Here is a 17246-nt window from a genome sequence, read left to right as displayed (position 1 = left end):
CTTTGGAAATAATCATATCACAATTTATTTGACCCGTGTATAAAGTTTTTATATATCATTTGCCCGTCATTTCCGATACAATAAGTGAAGGCCATTTTTGAAGAAAGGTTTTGATCTTCTATGACTAGGGAAATTCATCGCCATGCGCAAATTGCGGCTTATTTGTCCGAAACTAACTTCTCGCTGATGGAGCGAAAAATGACGACAGAATCCAAAGAAACCGGAATGCATCTGTTCTGGGAAGGAGATCCGGCAGCTAACTGCTACTATATAAAAAAAGGCGGCCTTAAAATTTATAAGATTACCGAAGACGGGCAGGAGCTTATTCTTCATTTGCTGCAAGCCGGCGACTTCTACACCGAGTTCGGAGCCGTAGACGCCCGGTTCAGCTACAATGCGGAAGTGACCGCGGACAGCGTAATCGGCGTTATCCCTGCGACCGCCCTGGAGGAGCTGATCTCAAGCCGCGGCGACTTTGCCATTGAATTCATGAAATGGATGGGACTCATGCACCGGACGACGCAATCCAAGTTTCGCGATCTTATGTTATTCGGCAAAAGCGGCGCCATCGCCTCGACTCTGATCCGGATGGGCAATACTTACGGGGAGCCCTGCGAGAGCGGCATTCGGCTTCAGGTCAAATTCACAAAAACCGAGCTGGCTCATATGATCGGAACGACGCGGGAAGGCGTCAGCCGAACGCTAAGCGCTTATCAGGACCGGGGCGCCATCGCTTATGAGGACGGTTATTTGATCATTCGCGATTTGGCTTACCTGCGTTCCATCGTTCAGTGTCCGGACTGCCCGCCCGATATTTGCCGCATGTAGCTTCCTTTCACTTCCGGATGCCGCGCCCGTCGCCTCCGTTAGCCGTGACTCCAATCATCATGCCGAATGGAGCGCTCATAGGCGTGCACTTGCTGCGAGGCGGTCAATTCCGCTTCATCCATGCCTACCCACGCGATCTTATTCAGCAGCTCGGAAACCCGGCTCTCCCCTGCTCGTATGAGCTCGTTAATCGCTTCCAGACATCCTTGACGATAAACTCCGAATAGCGGACAGGGCTCGTTATTCCGCAATACGACGGCCGCATCGGCGCCTTGCATCCGCCTGCGTTCATTCAAGGTAACCGCCGCGGCCGCCGGCAATTGCACCGTCTCCGCTTCGCTGTCAACCACCCAAAGCGCATTCTTACGGCTCAAGGCGAACGCCGCATGCAAGCTGCTGATCGTTCCGCAGCCGGGCAAATACTCCGTAAGAATTCTAGTGGAACGCGGCACAATCGGCAATAATAGCTTAGGTGCGTCGGTCACAATGATAATCTCTTGGCATACCGTTTGCATTTCGCGAATCATTCCTTCAATTGCCCTTTCCCCATCGATTCGACGCAGCGCCCGGGCGATCGCCTTCTCTCCTCCGGCTAATATGACTCCGCTCATCATGGGTCTTTCACTTCCTTTCTGCACAACGTATCCTTATATTTCTACTATAACGGTTTAAGTGTGCCGTGCATGTTACAAAAATCACAGATTTAGGCGATATTTTACCGCCGGCGTGATTTTTATCACATCGCTTCGCATCGCTTTCCATTATGGTTATATCAAAGCAATCGGCCATGGTACGGACGATACAAAGGAGGAACGCCTGATGCGCAGTTGTTGGAAAAGCATGGAAGGAGTTCATAATACGGATTGTTTTTCGGAAGAGAATTTATCCAAATTAAAGGAAATTATGTACGATCATAAAGTGAGTGCGGGTTCTTACTTGTTCTGGGAAGGAGATTCTGCGGATAAGCTTTACTTTATGAATCAGGGACGCGTCAAAATTACGAAAACAAGCGATGAGGGAAAAAGCTTCATTTTGTATATGTACGGACAAGGGGATTTATTCGGGCAGCTCGACCCGTTCCAGCAATCGGTGCACAACTTCAACGCGGAAGTGATGGAAGACAGCAGCATCGGAATCATTCAGCAGAGAGACCTGGAGACGCTGCTGTGGCAGCATGGCGATCTGGCAATCGAGTTTATGAAATGGATGGGGCTGATGCATCGGATGACGCAGACCAAGTTCCGCGATCTGATGATGTTCGGCAAGCCGGGGGCTCTATGCTCCACCTTGATCCGTTTAAGCAACTCCTACGGGGTTCGGCAGGACAATCAGATTTTCATTACCAAAAAGCTGACGAACAGCGAGCTGGCCGACATGATCGGCGCAACCCGCGAAAGCGTCAACCGGATGCTCAGCGACTTAAAGAAGCTTAACGTCATTTCTATGGAAAACAATAATATCGTGATCGAAAATATCGACTACCTTCGCAACATTTGCCAATGCGAAAACTGCCCCAAAGATATGTGCCGTATTTAGACCCAAGTCAGCATCGAAAGAGGAAAGCTGGCTTCCGGGTCTTTTCCCATTTGGCCCCAGCCCATAATGCCGTTAATATACTTCAGCTCGAACTCCTCTTCGAAGTCTTCGACCTTGTAGCGGCCCGGCTTGAAATCGGCGGGGTCCAGCAAATAGGCTTTGGCCGTATAATACTTGCGCGTTAGCAGCTCCTTCTGGCTCGGAAATTCAATATGTTCCATGGCCGCCACAATTTCCGTCATTTCCGCTTCAAGCTCGACCGGAGACATTTGGCTGTACAGCTTCTTCATCAGCTCACCTCCCATTGCTTGCGAAGCAGTCCCAACAGTTCTTCTTCATGCTGCTCCAGCCACACGGTAACCTGCGCAAAGCTGATAATGTAACGATCGATCCCCTGCTCCGCGTCAATTCCGTCCCAGCAGCGTCCCAGGAAATGAATCACAAGCACCATGCTGCGCAGCAAAATGAGCTGAGGCAGCGTATCGATTTCATCGTCCTCCAAGCGAACGGATTGCCCGTAGCCGGCAATAAACGCCTGCGCCAGCTCCATTCCTTCTTCAGGGTAGAAGCGAATCAGCTCGCACATGTATACGGCTGCGTCCATCGCCCGCAAATCCGGGGTGACGAATTCGAAATCGAGAATCCCCGTCACCCGGTCCGACGCTACCAGCACATTGCTGGCTACAATATCGGAATGCGTTAGCTGGACAGGCAAACGGCATAGCGAGGTAATATCGTCCAGCAGCCGGTCGATCGCATCGCGCAGCAGCCGAATTTCCGCATACAAGGGGCCTTCGGCCATCTCCTCCAGCCAATTGTCCAGCTTATCCCTCGTCACTAGCGGATGTACCTCGTACAGCTCGTAGTAAGGCTCATAAGCCGCCTCCATATCGACCTGCACCTTAGCCAGCGCTTCCGTCAGCTCTCCCATTGCGCGCCCGACCGCTTCCGCATGGATGAGGCTCGCCAGCTCCGCCCGTTCTCCTTCGATATATTCGAAGAGAACGGCCACTTTGCCGGAAGCGGCCACGGCGTAAGAAGCCCCCTTCATCGTAGCTACGGGCTTCGGCACCTGATAGCTCAGCTTGACGCGCTGCAGTTGCTGCAGCACCGCCGTTTCGTAGACGATCTTGTTCATATCCGTATGATTGTCGTAAATTCGCAGTACATAAGTGCCTGAAGCGCGGTATACGAATCGCGTCGTATTGTTGACCCCGCTCTCCTTGGCCTCTGTCCGCCATTGCCCGTCTTCGAAATAATGAGCCAAAAGTTCATTGATAAGTAAATCCAACTCTGATGTCATTCAACCGACTCCTTATATATGCCTAACTGCAAACGCTGCGGCTTATGCCCGTATCCCGCTGGAAAAGCCCGCCGCTATATACTGTTTATCCGTCTCGGTCGACCATACCCAGCATTTGAACAACTGTCCGAACGGGTTCAGTTTCTCCTGAAGATCCTTCATTCCCAGCACCGCCGCCTCCGTGCCATACTGCCCGAAAGCGCGGAACAAAAATCGGGTTCGCTCTTCTTCGCTGCGCATGCCGTACAATTGCTCCAGCAGCGCCCGGTTGTGCTCCTCGAGACGGATCATATCCGTCCACACTACCAATCGGCCGTCCGGCTTCAATAGAGACGTCAGCATCCGGTTATAACCGGTCACCAGGCTGTTTCGCAGAAACTGGAGCGCTCCGATGATCTGCGGAACGCCGTCCGGACCGTACTGGTCCGCATACCCCGCAAATTGCGACAAGGCATGGATATAAAACAACTGTGTATGTACAGAGGAGGAAACCGCCAGCGAGAAGCTCCGCTTCCATTGCGGCAGCGCATCGCGATGCCTTACGCGGAATGCGCAGTCTTTAATATACGCCGCCACTTCCTCCGCAGGCGCCTCGTTCAGCAGCATTTCCTCCCACGTCTCGTAAAATTGAATTTGATCCAGACAAGTATAATCCACATTCGTTAACGAATTCAGCTTGCCGGAAATCGGAGCGCTGCTGCCCGGACCCAGCACTTCCTCAATCGCGTTGGCCTCCGTGTCGAGGACCGTAACCTCGACAAACCGGTTCGCCAAATCCGGCAAATCGACATCCCCATGAGTTCCTGCTCCCAATACGACGGCCTTATCTTTCACAGACAGCAGCTCCATGGAATGCTCCATTAGCTGGCGCACCAGGTGACGATGAGTCCCCCATTCCGCGCTTCCCCAATCTACCGTTTCTTCCCGTCCGGCCTGCTGTTCCTGCTGCACCTGAAATTGAATAGGTTGAAAAGACCGCTGAAACTCCTTCATCCTGTACCTTCTTTCGCTCGGTTGATATGCTAGTATTATAGCATATGGCCGCTAGTAGTGAAGGTTGAATCTTCATAAAAAGCTTTTGGAGACGGAGAAAAGAGTTCATTCTTTGGATAACAAAACTTTTTTCAAAAACTTTGTTGACAAATGTCTTGGAGCTTGGTATATTATTACTTGTCGCTGAACGAAGTAACAAAAACGACGAACGAACTTCATAACATGACTTGTTAGCTCAGCGGGAGAGCACTATCTTGACAGGGTAGGGGTCGCTGGTTCGAACCCAGCACAGGTCATAAAGAAAAACCCTTGATAATCAAGGGTTTTTTGCTGTTTAAAGAGCCGTTTTCCAACTTGAAATGAGCGTGATTGGGTGCCGTTTGGGTGCCGAACGCAGGATCCGCACGCCGCCCTCCCTCCCCCTCCGTAACAAAATTCATCGGCGCATTTTTAATTTCTTGCGCACAGCGCCTGCACCAAATCCATCCCATTCACATTCAATAGAATATGAAAGCTTTCATTGGTAGATTCGATTTACGGATCTACGATTTCCGCAGCCCTCTTCGCGATCGCCCCCATGAGGTCTGCTATTTTTATGAAAAGGAGTTGTAGCCCTTTGTATAAAGAGCCGTGGGTTTCGATAGTTATTCCTTGTTACAATTACGGTGAGTTTATTGAAGAAGCGATTGATTCCTGTCTGGCTTCCAGCTTTCAAGATTTTGAAATCATTGTCGTCAACGACGGTTCTACAGATGCCGGTACGACAAATATATTGAGCAACTTGCGCAAGCCGCGAACGAGAGTGATCCACCAAGCCAACCAAGGGCCCGCTGCGGCGAGAAATCGCGCCATACGGGAAGCCCGCGGTAAATATATATTCCCGCTTGATTCGGACGACCGGATTCATCCGACTTTACTCGAAAAAGGGATATGGGTGCTAGAAACTAGACCGGAAGTCGGCTTTGTAACGACTTGGCTCCAAACCTTTGGCGAATATAGAGAGGTGTCGGAGCTGCCTCCTTGCAATTTTTACGAGCTGCTGTTCAATAATATGGTCGTGGGAAACTCTTTATTTCGGAAAATGGCATGGGAGCAGGTCGGAGGATATAGCGAGAGCAAGGAGGTTCAGGGGTATGAGGATTGGGATTTCTGGATCAAGCTGTTCGATCACGGTTGGAAGCCGCATCAAATAAAGGAACCGCTGTTTTACTATCGCAAGCACGGGGAGTCGCTGCTCAGCCAAACGAACAAACGGCATCATCAAACCGTACAAGCTATCCGCAACAATCATGCGCATCTTTTTGAAGAAAAGCAGCTGGAGCTGCTCAAATGCAAGTATGCCGACGGAGATCCGGATTTACCTTTGGAGCTTGCCTGGCCTCACGGCCCAGACGCATATACCTTAAAACCGCGCGACGCTGCTAAAAGAAAAGTGTTGATCGTCACCAGCTGGCTGGAATTTGGAGGGGCTGAGAAAATAACCGGCGAACTCGTTCAAGCTCTGCCCGACCAACAATTTGAAGTGACGGTCGTTACAACCTTGGACTCACCGGCCCCCAGGTTCGAATATTCGCTGGAGCTGATTCGCGATATTTTTTATTTGCCCAATTACTTCAGCAAGCCTGAACATATCGATGCCTTGCTGCTTCATATTATCCAGACGCGGGACATTGAGGTTATCCTTATCAACAACAGCTTAGTCGGATACAACATGCTCCCAACCGTAAAGGAGCTGTTCCCGCATATTAAAGCCCTTGCAATACTTCACAGTTACGTACCCGAGCTTCCCTGGGATTTTGTTCGAAAATCGGTAGAAACGGACTCCTGCATTGATCAGTATCTGGTCAGCAAGCAATCATTAAAAGCGACGATGGAAACCATCTTCAGCGTCAATCCGAAAAAAATACAAGTTTTTGTCAGCGGCGTCGATACGGCTTTGTTTGCCCCGGGAAACGCGGAAAAAATCGCGAAAATTAAGCGCCAGCTGCAGCTGGAGGAAAATATGCAAATTGTGAGCTTCATTAGCCGTCTGGACTATGACAAAGAACCGCTCAAATTGATTTCCATCGTCAAACACTTGATGCGCTATGATCCTGAACGCCGCGTTTGCTGTATGATCGTCGGAGACGGTGTACGCAAAAAAGAACTTGCCGACGAGATCCGGCGGCAAAACCTGGATCATAATGTCAAATTCCTAGGGTATCGCAACGATATTCCTGACATGTTGAAAATATCGGATGTTCTGATCTCGACTTCCCCGAGCGAAGGAATACCCATTACCGGGTTAGAAGCGATGGCGACCGGAGTGCCGGTTATAGCCTTTGACGTTCCCGGATGGCAAGAGCTTATTCAGAACGGAAAAGATGGCATCCTAATTCCCCGATCCTCGGTTGAGGAGGAGCAATTTGCGCTAGCCATCCAACATTTGCTGGCCGATCCACTAAGAAAAACGAAATTAGGCATAGCGGGGAAACAAAAGGTTATGCGCAAACACCGGCTGGATCAATTTAGAGCATGTATAAGAGAGGCATTCGAACGCCCGCCTTCCTCTTCAGCCTTCGCTCAAGTCCAAAGAAGTCCGGCGCAAAGGAGCATTGTAACGATAGCGATAGTAGCGCACAATCAAGCCCACACCATCAAACAGGCGATCGACAATGTGATTACGCAAACCATTCCCAATTGGAAGCTGTTCATTGTTAACGACGCTTCAACAGATCATACCGAAGCCATAATTAGGCCCTATCTAAGAGATAGCCGGGTCCGGCTGATCAGCAACGAAGAAAGACAAGGATACGGCAAATGCCTTGACACGATGATTGCCAAAACGAAAACGCCGTATTTTTTGCTGCATGACGCCGAAGAATGGCTGGAAGCCGATGCAGTGCAGTACATGCTGGGGAAGGCTCTCATGCTTCCCGACCATGTTGCCGGTTTTTGCGGCAATGTTCGTATATGGATTGACAAAGCCGACCATAAAGAAATCATCAAGGGCGACCGTTTTTCCGATCCATGGGAGCTGTTGTTGGCCGACCCGTGCATTTGGCCCTGCTTCTTTCGCACTTCCGTGCTCAAGCGGCTCCAAGGACGGAAAGCGGATTTGGAAACCGATAATCAGTACTTGGCACAGCTCAGGCTGCTGATTCATTTGCTAGAGAGCTATGATCTACACTGGATCGATAACCTTGTGTCGAATCACCGGGTTCGTTACGATCGGACGGCTAGTAAACTGCGGGAGCTTTCCATGGCAAATCGCGCTTCCCTTAAGCTCGCTTTAAGGGATATAAGCCCCTACGGCCTCCACCAGTAAACGCCCCTCCTCTGTAATGTACTTTACTTCAATCGTCCGGCCAGGCTGAAACTGCGGGATGCTAATGATAGGAATCGCCGTTTTGATAACCGTATCGAACGTATCCCCATTTTCTCTAGTCACTGTCAAGCTTAACAGAACGATTGGCTGGTCATCCAGCTGCGACGACGTTTGTTCTATCGACCGGATGATCGCCGAAGCGGAGATGCCGTTTGCAAGGATATCCTTTTTCTTTTGTCTTTCGCCGCGCGCATTCCTTAGCGTTAAGAAAACGGTGAACAACGTAATCGCCGTCGTCAAAAGCGAAAAACCGACGATGATGATAACAAGCGTAGCTGTATTCATAATCGATCGCCTCCATAAAGTCGCGTTCAGCGGTAGTTATTAAACATTGTGATGGGGTAAAACAAGCGTTTTGCCAAGATGATTCGCCGTCTCGTCCGACGGTTCGCATAATATGATATAGGAATTCACATTCCAAGGGAGGTACGACATTGTGCTTCATACCAAAATAAAAACGTTCAGGCAACGAATCGGCAAAAACCGATACCTCGTCATCCAAATTTTTCAATCCGCCGTTGCTAAAGCCGAATCGGGGAATGTCCTGGCAAGCAACGCTGTCAATGTGAAGATCTATAAGCAGGCAAAAAACAAATGAATAACGGGAGGTGTGTTCCTTGCACAAAAGACATCATAAAACCAAAAAAGAAGGTAAAAACACAGTCGTCGTCAAACAACACTCCAGCGCCAGAACAGGTCAAGGAGGCAACGCGTTTGCCATCAATGCTTCTGACGTCGGCGTTGTACGCACCGATGTCGCTCCTGGCAGATAATAACCGTTCCGGGAGCGGGAGCGGCGCTCTCCTCCCGACTCTTTTTATTTGGGCGAAGCACCGGTCTGATCCGTTTCGGGTTCGGTCGTAACGCCCAATATATCCAGCATGAATACGAAGATCGGAATCCCGATGATCAGTCCCCAAATCCCCAAATAATGCTCTGAGAAAATAAGAACAAGAAACGAATAAAACATCGGCAGTTTTGTCTTGGACGACATCAGCCTCGGATTCAAAAAGTAGCTTTCTACCAGATGAATCAGGATGATCATAATAATTACATACGCTATCATCAGCAAGCCGCCGATCTGCAGCGCAATCAAGCATAAGGGAATCAATGAAATGATAACCCCCGCCACAGGGATGAGACTGAGCACAAAGACCATGATGGCAAGCGCAAATAAGTAAGGAAACCCTAAAAGCCATAACCCGATCGTCGTCAATGCCGTATTAAGGATAGCGATAAGAAACTGAGCTTCAATGACTTTTCCGAACGATACGATAAATTTTTTGCTGAAATATTCAACCTCGTTGTAAAACCACGATATTTTACTCGTCTTAAATTTGGACGTAAATTGCATAATTCTCGTTTTTTCCAAAAGAAAAAATAAACTGAACAAAACGGACAAAAAGAGCGTTTTCCCCCAATCGCTCAGCTTGAGCAAATAACCGAATCCATTTTTAGTATAAGCTTGAAGATCCAAACTGTCGATCGCATAGGAAACGTACTGGGATATGATATTGTCGTCAGGATAGTAGTACAGCGTAATGATTTTTTCCGATACTTCCTTGGCCTGCCCGATAATCTTAGGCCACAGATTAGATATTCCCGCGCTCATCAGCACGATCAGAAACACATAAATAATAATTACGACAACTCTGTAATTTAATCGAAAAAAACGGTTTAACCTGCTCGTTATATACGTTTGGAGGCTGTTAATAATGTAGGTGAGCAGGAAAGTGAGGAGAACTAAATTTAGCATTCCTTTGAGGAAAAACAAGGCCAACCCGATTAAAAACAAAATAGAGAATCTTCTTACAGTAACATGCGCAAACAAACTTTTCAAAAATTCCATCCGAAGAAAACTCCCTCATCCGGCAAATTTTCATGACAATCCTACGCCCCGGTTTCGCTATTCTTTATACGAAAAACAAGATGCGCAGGTTTCATTCCGTACATTACATTTGCGCGGCGTCCGATTAAGCTGCCGTATAGGTCATAGTCCATACACATTGGCGTTTATCCACATACAATAGTCATGTGACCATGGAAGGAGGCATATCAAATGGGTGGTGTAGACGGTTTTGGGTTCGGCTCTTCCGCTTCAATACTGGTTCTTTTTATCCTGTTAATCATTGTCGGTTTTGCCTTGATTATCTGATTCAGATAACTTGGCCCCCGCTCGATGCGGGGGCTGTACATAGGTTTCAACGCCAAACAGACCATTCTCTTGAAAAAGAGTGGTCTTTTTTTGTTAATTGTGTGTGAAAACAAACAGAAACATATCACAGTACTTGTTATTATTGGAATATGGTAAGCGATGATATCGAATCCGTATGTGGGCACTTGGATTCGATGGAGCTAGTAGTGCAACCCGACCACCCTTCTATTGAAAGGTGGTCTTTATTTTTATAAGGACAATCTAACCAAATCAGGAGGTCGAAAATGAAGAATCACTTAGAATGCGAACAAATTATTCTTCAATTGGGTATCCCAAAAGAAACCTTTGAATTGTGGAAAGCGACTTGCCTTATTCAGCATCCGCTTACAAATATGACAGCCGATACCCAAGAACAGGAAGCTTCTATAAACGTAACTACTGAGTCACTGTAAACGCCGGTTATTCGGAAAAATCGCCGGATTACCAAGCCCTCGGCTTCGTTTTAGGTCTTTGCTTATATTTGAAGAGCCGTTTGAACATGCCTGTATTTTGCTTTTCGCTCATAATTTTTTTGATTTCAACCATAAGCTCTTGCAGTCTTCTGGATTCCTGATCGTCAGGCTTCTTAAGCTGTTTGTATAACTCAGTGTGCATCCTGCCTCTACTCCACCTTTTGCAGGAGTGTCTTTATGGACAAATAAAGAATCGTACATAATAGAATGAAGCCAATACTATTCCAAACCAGTAACATAGTAACACTCCCTCTCTATCCTTGTAATACTATTATACTATACATTGGTATATTTTGTCGAATGATGTAGGTAATTTGACCTAAATTTTATTTTAGATTTCCGGCCCATATCCTGCGAGGAATAGCAGTTCTTCAACCGCTTCATACTTCAAAGCATTCGCAATAGAAATTACCGCTTCCCTTGTGGGATGAAATCTGCCGTTTTCTATTGAATTCATAATCGAGTAGCTGACGCCGGCTTTCTCGCCTAGCTTCCGCAGTGAAATATCTTGTTGCTGGCGCAGTTGCTTTAATTTAACGTGAAATTCCATAGATGAATGTTCTCCTGTTCCCCAATATTTCCGGGCACATCCGGCCGCTGATCATCAAAAACGGAAGTGCCTGCCACCCATGCTCCTGCCTTCATAACGCTCCCTGCAACAAAAGCCGCGCATCGTTTATCGTTCATCACGCGTGAAAGGAAATAGATTAGGCGCTCTGCAAATTCTTCGACTCGAGATTGGATCTGATCATCCGGATTCGTTGCTTTACATAAAAATCGTAAGCCGCCCCCTTCAGCGAATGGAGAGGGATGCTAAGCTCCGTATGATTGTCGATAATAACTAGCGAACCGTTATCGTAAAATTTGAAGGTCAGATCCGACCAGGTCGTATCAGCCGCATCCAGTATTTTATCAATCTGGCTATCCGTCAAATGATCGCTGTTATTAACCATCATCATTCTGTAATAGTCACGTTCAATAAACCTAACTTTCGTCGAATTCATAGCTTGCACCCCTCTCTCAATTTAGGAACGTTTGTTCTTGTTTCTATTATACCAAACATTTGTTCGCAGTCAATCATTAACAACAGTTTCATAGAGTTCATCTTATGCTAAAAATGCATATGATTTTATTTCCATTATGCATTTCACTTATAAACAAGGCTATGCTATGATGAGAACTAATTCTATTACGATAACGGCAGGTGGTCAGAATGAATCAGGATTTGGCCGTGCTCGGCTTCATAAGCTTGCTATCCTTGCTTTTTTACATCGGCAATTTCCTCTTTTCCCGCCGCAAGAAAAACGATAAGATCGTCTTCCTTCACGATTACAAAAAAATAAAAAGTCCGGATTTATGAACACTTCGGAATTTCGCGCAGCATCCTTATTCAAGCTCGTCCTGTTCGAACATAAGCGCTTCACGGTAGCTGATATACTGCCTTATTTTGTTGGCGGTTCGCCGCGAGATCGTTCCCTGCTCGTACAGCTTTTGAACTTCATCGCGCTCCGCCTGGACGGCGACCGTATGAAGCTCCTTTTTTTGTTCGCCGAACCGTTCGTCATGCGGATAGCCTCCGGACTTCTGCAGCCGTATTCGGGCTATGACATGGTTGTAGTGGGAGATCACTTCCAGAGCCACTTCCCGGTTATCGTCTTGAATCCGCCGTTTGATTTCGTCTACGGCCGCCTCCGATGTACGAATTTTCATTTCCCTTAACGAGTCGATCTCCTTTGCATCCAGCTTCATCGGCGCTTTCGCCGGGTCCGCTTTCGATTGAATCAGCATTTGAATGCGTTGTACCAGCAGCATCAGCATAATCCTCCACAGATGAAGCCTGTTGGCAAGGATCAGTTCCGTTTGCCCGAACCGCTGGCCGATCAGCGTCGCCATGTCGGGGCTGATTTCTTGATTTTGGGCCATCTCCTCCACCGTCTCCCGTTCTTTTCGCAAGGCGGTGAGGCGCAGCTCCGTTTCAACCTCCCGCGCACCCGGGCCGAGCTTCCGGTTTATTTTTTCCGAACGGACTTGATGAATCCACTTTTTATAATCCCCCGCCGCCGCGGCCGCCGCCTTCGCATTATGCTCCGTCCTCTCCTGATTGATCGCGTGCAGCGCAGCCGTCATAGTCCGGATTTGCGTATCGTTTTCTTCCTCTTGCATATTGACGTCCGCTTCCTTTCTCTTGGTAAGCAGCGGAAGAACAATGCTGGCCACAAGCAATGAAAATAAAATGACGCCGGCTGCCAGGAAGATGATCAAATTGCGCTCCGGAAACGGACTACCGTCCTTAAGCGCGAGCGGGATGGAAAACGCGCCGGCCAATGTGACCGTACCGCGGACTCCGGACAGCGAGGTCAGCACAATCGATTTCATCCCGGGAACGTCCTTCAGGATGCGCGTGTCCTTGCCGGAGGAGAATAGACCCGCCCCTCGCGTAAAGGCGAGAATCCACGCAAAGCGCAGCGCGATCAACAGCACCGAAATGACCGCGATGTACCCTAGCGCCTCATAGTTGCTGTAGGCGGCATCCCGGAATATAACGCTGCTTACGGCGGGAATCTGCAGCCCGAGTATGACGAAAACCAACCCGTTTAATACGAACAATACGACCGACCAAGTATGGGTCGAAACCATCTGCAGCTCGATCATCACCGATTGGTTCAATTCCTGCTTGACCGCATGTACGATCCCTCCCGCTACCGCGGCCAAAATGCCGGAAACCCCGCATTCTTCCGCAATCAAGTACAGCAAAAAAGGCGTCAGAATCTGGATGATCATATGTACCGTAATATCTTCCATTCCGAATCGGCGGAGCAGCAGCTGCAGCCCTACGATCAACAAGGACAGCAGCACGCCGAGCAGCAGGCCTCCAAGAGCAATGACCATGAAGCTCAGCGCCGCCTGCGGCAGCGAAAACACGCCCGTCACCGCAGCGGCAATAGCGAATTTAAAGGCGACGAGACCCGATGCGTCGTTCATCAGAGCCTCCCCTTCCAGCAGGCGCAATATCCGTTTGGGCAGATGAATCCGCGCGGATAATGCGCTGACGGAAACCGCATCCGTCGGCGACAAAATTGCAGCCAGCGCGAACGCGGCAGGCAGAGGAATCGCCGGAATCATCCAATGAATGACATAGCCTGCCGCCGCGACGGTAACGAAAACAAGCCCCACGGCGAGCAGCAAAATCGGAGCGCGCAGCTTCCACAGTTCCTTCAGCGGCGTCCTCTTGCCGTCGTTAAACAGAAGCGGCGCTACGAACAATACGAAGAACAATTCGGGATTTAGCGGAATATGCACCCCCGCGGGAAGCAAGGCCACACAAACCCCAAGCGCAATTTGAATCAGAGGCACCGGCACAAACGGAACGATCCGGTTGACGACATTGGATAAGCCAAGCAGCGCCAACAGCACCAATATGCCTAAAAACAGCTCCACTGCACATCCATCCTTCCTTTCATCATTATGCTCTCTCCTGCTCTTGTTAAATCATGTCAACGACTTGAAGCCTAAGCAGGAACAAGTCCCCCCCCAAAGTGACGTAATGCTCTGAAGCTTATTCCGTCCGCATCCGGCTTCAGCTGGATCGGCGTCTAACCATTCCGCTGGAATCGTTCTATGGGTAGACATTACTTTCGGGGGAGCCCACGGATATCCACAGGATATGGCTGCGCATCATTTCCTAAACGACAAAAAAGGTCCGCCCCTTTGCGAACCTTCCTCGACTTACGACTGACTAGACATACGCCTTGCCTCTCGTCAAAATGCACGGAACCCCTTTGCCTACAGCGCCGGGTTGGGACATTTTTTCCAAATATTGCAAGCCCCGCTCGCATTTTCTGCAGCGGCTGCACACATCAGAGGTGACCATTTTCATGTTAAACCGGTTTTTGTCCACATTGGAAGTCGGGGTTGTTTTCTTCTTAGCCTTTTTGCCACTCATAGCTCTCACCTCAACGAAATAGGGTGATGTATACTATGTAGCCAAAGACCCGATTGTACCTGCTCAAGAGGCCGCTAAGCCTCGCTTTTCGCAGATTATTTGCCGGCTTGGACACCTGCTTGGGAAACAGGGAATACGGCCAAAATCCGATTCGCGTCGAATACTCGGGGAGCCCGTCTTTCATAGCAGTAAGCCGTAATCTTCGCTTCGCCGATCGTACGGATGAAAATTTTACGCCGGGTGATTTTGCCGCTTTTATCCATATAGATCATTTCCGCTTGCCGCCCTGCATATCGTTCCAATTCCTTGAGCATATCGTCGCCTCCCGACCAAACATTCGTTCTTATAATTATTATATACAGAACAAATGTTCTTTATTCAAGAGGGAATAACTTCCTTTTGAAAAAAACTATGTCGTTTTCGTGTTGGACGATCCTCCTGCCTTGGTCAGGCCGCCCAAGCGATGCGTTTTTAGCTGCTCATAGACGGATTGCGTCGGCGCGACCCATACCTCTCCCGTTCCGGTAAAGGTCTGCAAGAGCCCTTCGCCGCTCGTTAAGGAACCGAAGATCGATTTGCTCGATTTCTCCACGCTATATTGAATATTTCCTTTACGCAGCAAAGCAAAATTGCCGTCGACCTGAAGCTTCTCGTTGTTCAGCTTTATTTTCACAATCTCATGGTCCGGAACAGGACTCGATAGCACGCATAACCCGCTGCCCGACAGCTTGGTCTGAAACAGGCCTTCGCCGCCTGCAATCGCAGAGGATAAGTTTTTCATTCGCTCCACGCCTACGCTAACGGACGCTTCGCATGCGTAGAACATCCCTTTGTCCGCGACTAGCTCCTCATCATGCAGCTCCACGAGCAAATAATGGCCGAAGCTGGGCTCCAAATAAATGTCTCCGCTGCCGCTGTATACCGGCTTGAACATCGATTCTCCCGTTAAACCGCTGGAGATGAATTTTTTGAGCATGCCGCCTACGCCGCCCGCATTGTTTTGCACATCGATGCGCCCTTTCATAAAATGCAGCGCCCCGGATTCCAGCAGCACGCTGCTGTTTTGAAGCGTTATTTTCACCTGCTTCAGCCGGCTCCCGCTCTGCTGCAGAAAATAAAGCATTTCCGAGCTGCCGATATCGTCGCTCCCCGCCAATTGCTCATAGCACAGCACCTCTATCCGGGTACGTTCGCTTTGCTTGGTCAACAACACTTGAGTCTGACTCATCATTTCATCCCCTCTCTATGAATCGCCCTCTCATCGTACCATAATCTGGAGGGCACAAATAGTATAAAATAACCCCACAAAATGGGGCCTTGGCTTCGAAGCTGATTCAGGTACTTTGCGGGGAACCCCGAAATTTATAAACTCTGATAAAAAAAGCCGCGATCCCTCAAGGACCCGGCACTTGTTACCGCTCCGCGTTCATCTCTCCCGATCAGACGTCGCGCTTACGCGGTGCAGGCGCTCCCGTCATAAACCGGCCCAGGCGAAACTTGCCTAATGCCGCGGCAGTCAGTACAGACAGCAGTGCGCAAAATATAAAAGCAATCACCGTGCGCAGCGATACGTTCCAGCCCGGGAGCAAAGCATCCGCCGCAAAGGTTCCTGCCGTCAGCATCAGCGCATGCGCCAGGTAAGCCCCGTAGGAATATTGGCCGAGGAGGTTGAACAGCTTCTTCAGCCGCCCGTTCCCGTACTGGTGCAGCCATACGGCCGCAATACACATGGTGACAACGGACAGCAGCAGAAATACCGCCATAAACGGCTGCACGAGCAGCGTATCGTTATATTGAATAACGTACCCGTCCTTCGTCCGGAAGCTGGCCATGATCTTGTAAAACAAGATGCACGATAAAATCGCGTAGAGGCTTAGGAAGACGCCCTGCCGCTTGAGCATCCATTGTTTCCACGCTTGCAGATTCAATCCGGCCGCCGCGCCCATAACAAAGTAAATAAAGAAATACAGCGCATTACGATCCGCATATTCCGTAAATAAAGGAGTCAGCACCGGTATGTGCAGCTTGGACGCCGCTTCGCCGATGACTCCGACTTTGGTCGTCAGCAGCACGTAAACGAGGCACAGCAGAGCAAAGCCGGCGCGCAGCGTCCAAGGCTTGGATCGTCTCCACAGCGGCAGAACCGCTCTTTGAATCGGCGGAAACAATAAGTACAGCTGTATGCTCATGACGACATACCATAAATGATACGAAGCTTTGCCCGTAAACCAATCCGCAACGACGATCTTAAGCCCTGACCATAGCCCCTCTCCTCCCGTCTGGAACCACAGCGCATAGACCGTTGACCATAAAATATAAGGAACAAGAATATCTTTACAGCGCTTTCCGATGAAAGACCAAAAACTCACTTCGCTCGTATAGTTATAAAAAAGCACCAATCCCGTTATAAAAATAAACATAGGCACGGCAAACTTAGCTGCAATAAGCAAAATGCCCAGCATAGCGCCGTCTTGAACGCCCGCCTCCGGCAAATAAGCGTAATGGCCGATCGCATGCTGCAACACTACGGCCAGAAAAGCGAAACCGCGCAAATACTGAATCTCTTCTATTCGTTCCCGTTTAGCCAGAATGTTCACTCCTCATCCCGC

General features: G+C 49.0%; 21 protein-coding genes, 1 tRNA gene and 1 riboswitch. Of the genes, 8 read left to right on the top strand and 14 right to left on the bottom strand.

From position 1 onward, the window contains the following. The first annotated feature begins 120 nt into the window (after positions 1–120). A complete protein-coding gene (locus SK3146_RS32250; RefSeq protein WP_249862640.1) occupies positions 121–828 on the top strand; it encodes a Crp/Fnr family transcriptional regulator in 708 nt (235 codons plus the stop codon). A 38-nt stretch (positions 829–866) separates the two neighbouring features. Here SK3146_RS32250 and mobA read toward each other — a convergent pair whose 3' ends face one another. Then, positions 867–1442, bottom strand: coding sequence for a molybdenum cofactor guanylyltransferase (mobA, locus tag SK3146_RS32245; protein ID WP_249862639.1), 576 nt, complete (start codon positions 1440–1442; stop codon positions 867–869). A 226-nt stretch (positions 1443–1668) separates the two neighbouring features. Here mobA and SK3146_RS32240 point away from each other — a divergent pair, with 226 nt between their 5' ends. After that, positions 1669–2364 carry a Crp/Fnr family transcriptional regulator gene (locus SK3146_RS32240; RefSeq protein WP_249862638.1) on the top strand — a complete coding sequence of 232 codons (696 nt, stop codon included), beginning with the start codon at positions 1669–1671 and terminating at the stop codon, positions 2362–2364. On the opposite strand, the gene SK3146_RS32235 is transcribed toward SK3146_RS32240, so the two are convergent. Genes SK3146_RS32235 through SK3146_RS32225 form a run of 3 tightly spaced genes read right to left on the bottom strand, consistent with a single transcriptional unit; the run spans position 2361 to position 4660 of the window. After that, positions 2361–2654 carry a DUF1811 family protein gene (locus tag SK3146_RS32235; protein WP_249862637.1) on the bottom strand — a complete coding sequence of 98 codons (294 nt, stop codon included), beginning with the start codon at positions 2652–2654 and terminating at the stop codon, positions 2361–2363. The genes SK3146_RS32240 and SK3146_RS32235 overlap by 4 nt on opposite strands. Then, complete coding sequence (locus SK3146_RS32230; RefSeq protein WP_249862636.1) at positions 2654–3667, bottom strand: phosphotransferase; 1014 nt, start codon at positions 3665–3667, stop codon at positions 2654–2656. Before SK3146_RS32230 ends, SK3146_RS32235 begins: the two co-directional genes overlap by 1 nt. 42 nt (positions 3668–3709) lie before the next feature. After that, complete coding sequence (locus tag SK3146_RS32225) at positions 3710–4660, bottom strand: hypothetical protein (protein WP_249862635.1); 951 nt, start codon at positions 4658–4660, stop codon at positions 3710–3712. Positions 4661–4884: 224 nt separating this feature from the next. On the opposite strand from SK3146_RS32225, the gene SK3146_RS32220 reads away from it, so the two are divergent. Beyond that, positions 4885–4956: transfer RNA gene (locus SK3146_RS32220), tRNA-Val, on the top strand. Positions 4957–5276: 320 nt separating this feature from the next. Next, positions 5277–7967 carry a glycosyltransferase gene (locus SK3146_RS32215; RefSeq protein WP_249862634.1) on the top strand — a complete coding sequence of 897 codons (2691 nt, stop codon included), beginning with the start codon at positions 5277–5279 and terminating at the stop codon, positions 7965–7967. Here the strand turns inward: SK3146_RS32215 and SK3146_RS32210 are convergent. Further along, positions 7932–8312: a hypothetical protein gene (locus SK3146_RS32210; protein WP_249862633.1), complete on the bottom strand. Its 381-nt coding sequence runs from the start codon at positions 8310–8312 to the stop codon at positions 7932–7934. The two genes, SK3146_RS32215 and SK3146_RS32210, sit on opposite strands and share 36 nt — an antisense overlap. Positions 8313–8644: 332 nt before the next feature. Here SK3146_RS32210 and SK3146_RS32205 point away from each other — a divergent pair, with 332 nt between their 5' ends. Next, positions 8645–8800, top strand: a complete 156-nt coding sequence (locus SK3146_RS32205; protein ID WP_249862632.1) for a hypothetical protein — start codon at positions 8645–8647, stop codon at positions 8798–8800. A gap of 44 nt (positions 8801–8844) precedes the next feature. Here SK3146_RS32205 and SK3146_RS32200 read toward each other — a convergent pair whose 3' ends face one another. Beyond that, on the bottom strand, positions 8845–9783 hold the full coding sequence (locus SK3146_RS32200) for an AI-2E family transporter (RefSeq protein WP_249862631.1): 939 nt from the start codon (positions 9781–9783) through the stop codon (positions 8845–8847). Positions 9784–10086: 303 nt separating this feature from the next. On the opposite strand from SK3146_RS32200, the gene SK3146_RS32195 reads away from it, so the two are divergent. Together SK3146_RS32195 and SK3146_RS32190 are read left to right on the top strand one after the other, a co-directional pair. Next, entirely contained in the window at positions 10087–10182 is a 96-nt protein-coding gene (locus SK3146_RS32195) for a sporulation protein YjcZ (protein ID WP_249862630.1), read from the top strand. A gap of 143 nt (positions 10183–10325) precedes the next feature. Then, positions 10326–10409, top strand: a riboswitch (cyclic di-GMP riboswitch). A gap of 57 nt (positions 10410–10466) precedes the next feature. Continuing rightward, entirely contained in the window at positions 10467–10634 is a 168-nt protein-coding gene (locus tag SK3146_RS32190) for a hypothetical protein (protein ID WP_249862629.1), read from the top strand. 28 nt (positions 10635–10662) lie between these two features. On the opposite strand, the gene SK3146_RS32185 is transcribed toward SK3146_RS32190, so the two are convergent. The 3 genes from SK3146_RS32185 to SK3146_RS32175 form a co-directional block, all read right to left on the bottom strand. Next, positions 10663–10836, bottom strand: coding sequence for a hypothetical protein (locus SK3146_RS32185; RefSeq protein WP_249862628.1), 174 nt, complete (start codon positions 10834–10836; stop codon positions 10663–10665). Between the two features lie 189 nt (positions 10837–11025). Then, positions 11026–11244 (bottom strand): helix-turn-helix domain-containing protein, encoded by a 219-nt coding sequence (locus SK3146_RS32180; protein ID WP_249862627.1) that lies wholly within the window; start codon positions 11242–11244, stop codon positions 11026–11028. A gap of 157 nt (positions 11245–11401) precedes the next feature. Continuing rightward, entirely contained in the window at positions 11402–11698 is a 297-nt protein-coding gene (locus SK3146_RS32175; protein ID WP_249862626.1) for a hypothetical protein, read from the bottom strand. Between the two features lie 209 nt (positions 11699–11907). Between SK3146_RS32175 and SK3146_RS32170 the strand changes: the two genes are divergently transcribed. Further along, complete coding sequence (locus SK3146_RS32170; protein WP_249862625.1) at positions 11908–12054, top strand: hypothetical protein; 147 nt, start codon at positions 11908–11910, stop codon at positions 12052–12054. A 26-nt stretch (positions 12055–12080) separates the two neighbouring features. Here SK3146_RS32170 and SK3146_RS32165 read toward each other — a convergent pair whose 3' ends face one another. From SK3146_RS32165 to SK3146_RS32145, 5 genes are all read right to left on the bottom strand, one after another. After that, complete coding sequence (locus SK3146_RS32165; RefSeq protein WP_249862624.1) at positions 12081–14132, bottom strand: Na+/H+ antiporter; 2052 nt, start codon at positions 14130–14132, stop codon at positions 12081–12083. A gap of 298 nt (positions 14133–14430) precedes the next feature. Next, positions 14431–14637 carry a hypothetical protein gene (locus SK3146_RS32160; RefSeq protein ID WP_249862623.1) on the bottom strand — a complete coding sequence of 69 codons (207 nt, stop codon included), beginning with the start codon at positions 14635–14637 and terminating at the stop codon, positions 14431–14433. A 95-nt stretch (positions 14638–14732) separates the two neighbouring features. Next, positions 14733–14951, bottom strand: coding sequence for a hypothetical protein (locus SK3146_RS32155; RefSeq protein WP_249862622.1), 219 nt, complete (start codon positions 14949–14951; stop codon positions 14733–14735). A gap of 95 nt (positions 14952–15046) precedes the next feature. Then, on the bottom strand, positions 15047–15868 hold the full coding sequence (locus SK3146_RS32150) for an AIM24 family protein (protein ID WP_249862621.1): 822 nt from the start codon (positions 15866–15868) through the stop codon (positions 15047–15049). 208 nt (positions 15869–16076) lie between these two features. Further along, complete coding sequence (locus tag SK3146_RS32145) at positions 16077–17234, bottom strand: acyltransferase (RefSeq protein ID WP_249862620.1); 1158 nt, start codon at positions 17232–17234, stop codon at positions 16077–16079. Positions 17235–17246: the final 12 nt, after the last annotated feature.

This window comes from Paenibacillus konkukensis (assembly GCF_023523925.1).
GTDB classification, from domain to species: Bacteria; Bacillota; Bacilli; order Paenibacillales; family NBRC-103111; genus Paenibacillus_S; species Paenibacillus_S doosanensis.
Note: the sequence above shows the minus strand (reverse complement) of the source record. Positions and strands in the feature narration are given on the sequence as shown.

What these genes read in the sequence shown, in the direction of transcription:
- SK3146_RS32250 (WP_249862640.1), top strand. Translation starts at nt 121, where the DNA reads ATGACTAGGGAAATTCATCGCCATGCGCAAATTGCGGCTTATTTGTCC.
- mobA (WP_249862639.1), bottom strand. Translation starts at nt 1,442, where the DNA reads ATGATGAGCGGAGTCATATTAGCCGGAGGAGAGAAGGCGATCGCCCGG.
- SK3146_RS32240 (WP_249862638.1), top strand. Translation starts at nt 1,669, where the DNA reads ATGGAAGGAGTTCATAATACGGATTGTTTTTCGGAAGAGAATTTATCC.
- SK3146_RS32235 (WP_249862637.1), bottom strand. Translation starts at nt 2,654, where the DNA reads ATGAAGAAGCTGTACAGCCAAATGTCTCCGGTCGAGCTTGAAGCGGAA.
- SK3146_RS32230 (WP_249862636.1), bottom strand. Translation starts at nt 3,667, where the DNA reads ATGACATCAGAGTTGGATTTACTTATCAATGAACTTTTGGCTCATTAT.
- SK3146_RS32225 (WP_249862635.1), bottom strand. Translation starts at nt 4,660, where the DNA reads ATGAAGGAGTTTCAGCGGTCTTTTCAACCTATTCAATTTCAGGTGCAG.
- SK3146_RS32210 (WP_249862633.1), bottom strand. Translation starts at nt 8,312, where the DNA reads ATGAATACAGCTACGCTTGTTATCATCATCGTCGGTTTTTCGCTTTTG.
- SK3146_RS32200 (WP_249862631.1), bottom strand. Translation starts at nt 9,783, where the DNA reads ATGCTAAATTTAGTTCTCCTCACTTTCCTGCTCACCTACATTATTAAC.
- SK3146_RS32195 (WP_249862630.1), top strand. Translation starts at nt 10,087, where the DNA reads ATGGGTGGTGTAGACGGTTTTGGGTTCGGCTCTTCCGCTTCAATACTG.
- SK3146_RS32190 (WP_249862629.1), top strand. Translation starts at nt 10,467, where the DNA reads ATGAAGAATCACTTAGAATGCGAACAAATTATTCTTCAATTGGGTATC.
- SK3146_RS32185 (WP_249862628.1), bottom strand. Translation starts at nt 10,836, where the DNA reads ATGCACACTGAGTTATACAAACAGCTTAAGAAGCCTGACGATCAGGAA.
- SK3146_RS32180 (WP_249862627.1), bottom strand. Translation starts at nt 11,244, where the DNA reads ATGGAATTTCACGTTAAATTAAAGCAACTGCGCCAGCAACAAGATATT.
- SK3146_RS32175 (WP_249862626.1), bottom strand. Translation starts at nt 11,698, where the DNA reads ATGAATTCGACGAAAGTTAGGTTTATTGAACGTGACTATTACAGAATG.
- SK3146_RS32170 (WP_249862625.1), top strand. Translation starts at nt 11,908, where the DNA reads ATGAATCAGGATTTGGCCGTGCTCGGCTTCATAAGCTTGCTATCCTTG.
- SK3146_RS32160 (WP_249862623.1), bottom strand. Translation starts at nt 14,637, where the DNA reads ATGAGTGGCAAAAAGGCTAAGAAGAAAACAACCCCGACTTCCAATGTG.
- SK3146_RS32155 (WP_249862622.1), bottom strand. Translation starts at nt 14,951, where the DNA reads ATGCTCAAGGAATTGGAACGATATGCAGGGCGGCAAGCGGAAATGATC.
- SK3146_RS32150 (WP_249862621.1), bottom strand. Translation starts at nt 15,868, where the DNA reads ATGATGAGTCAGACTCAAGTGTTGTTGACCAAGCAAAGCGAACGTACC.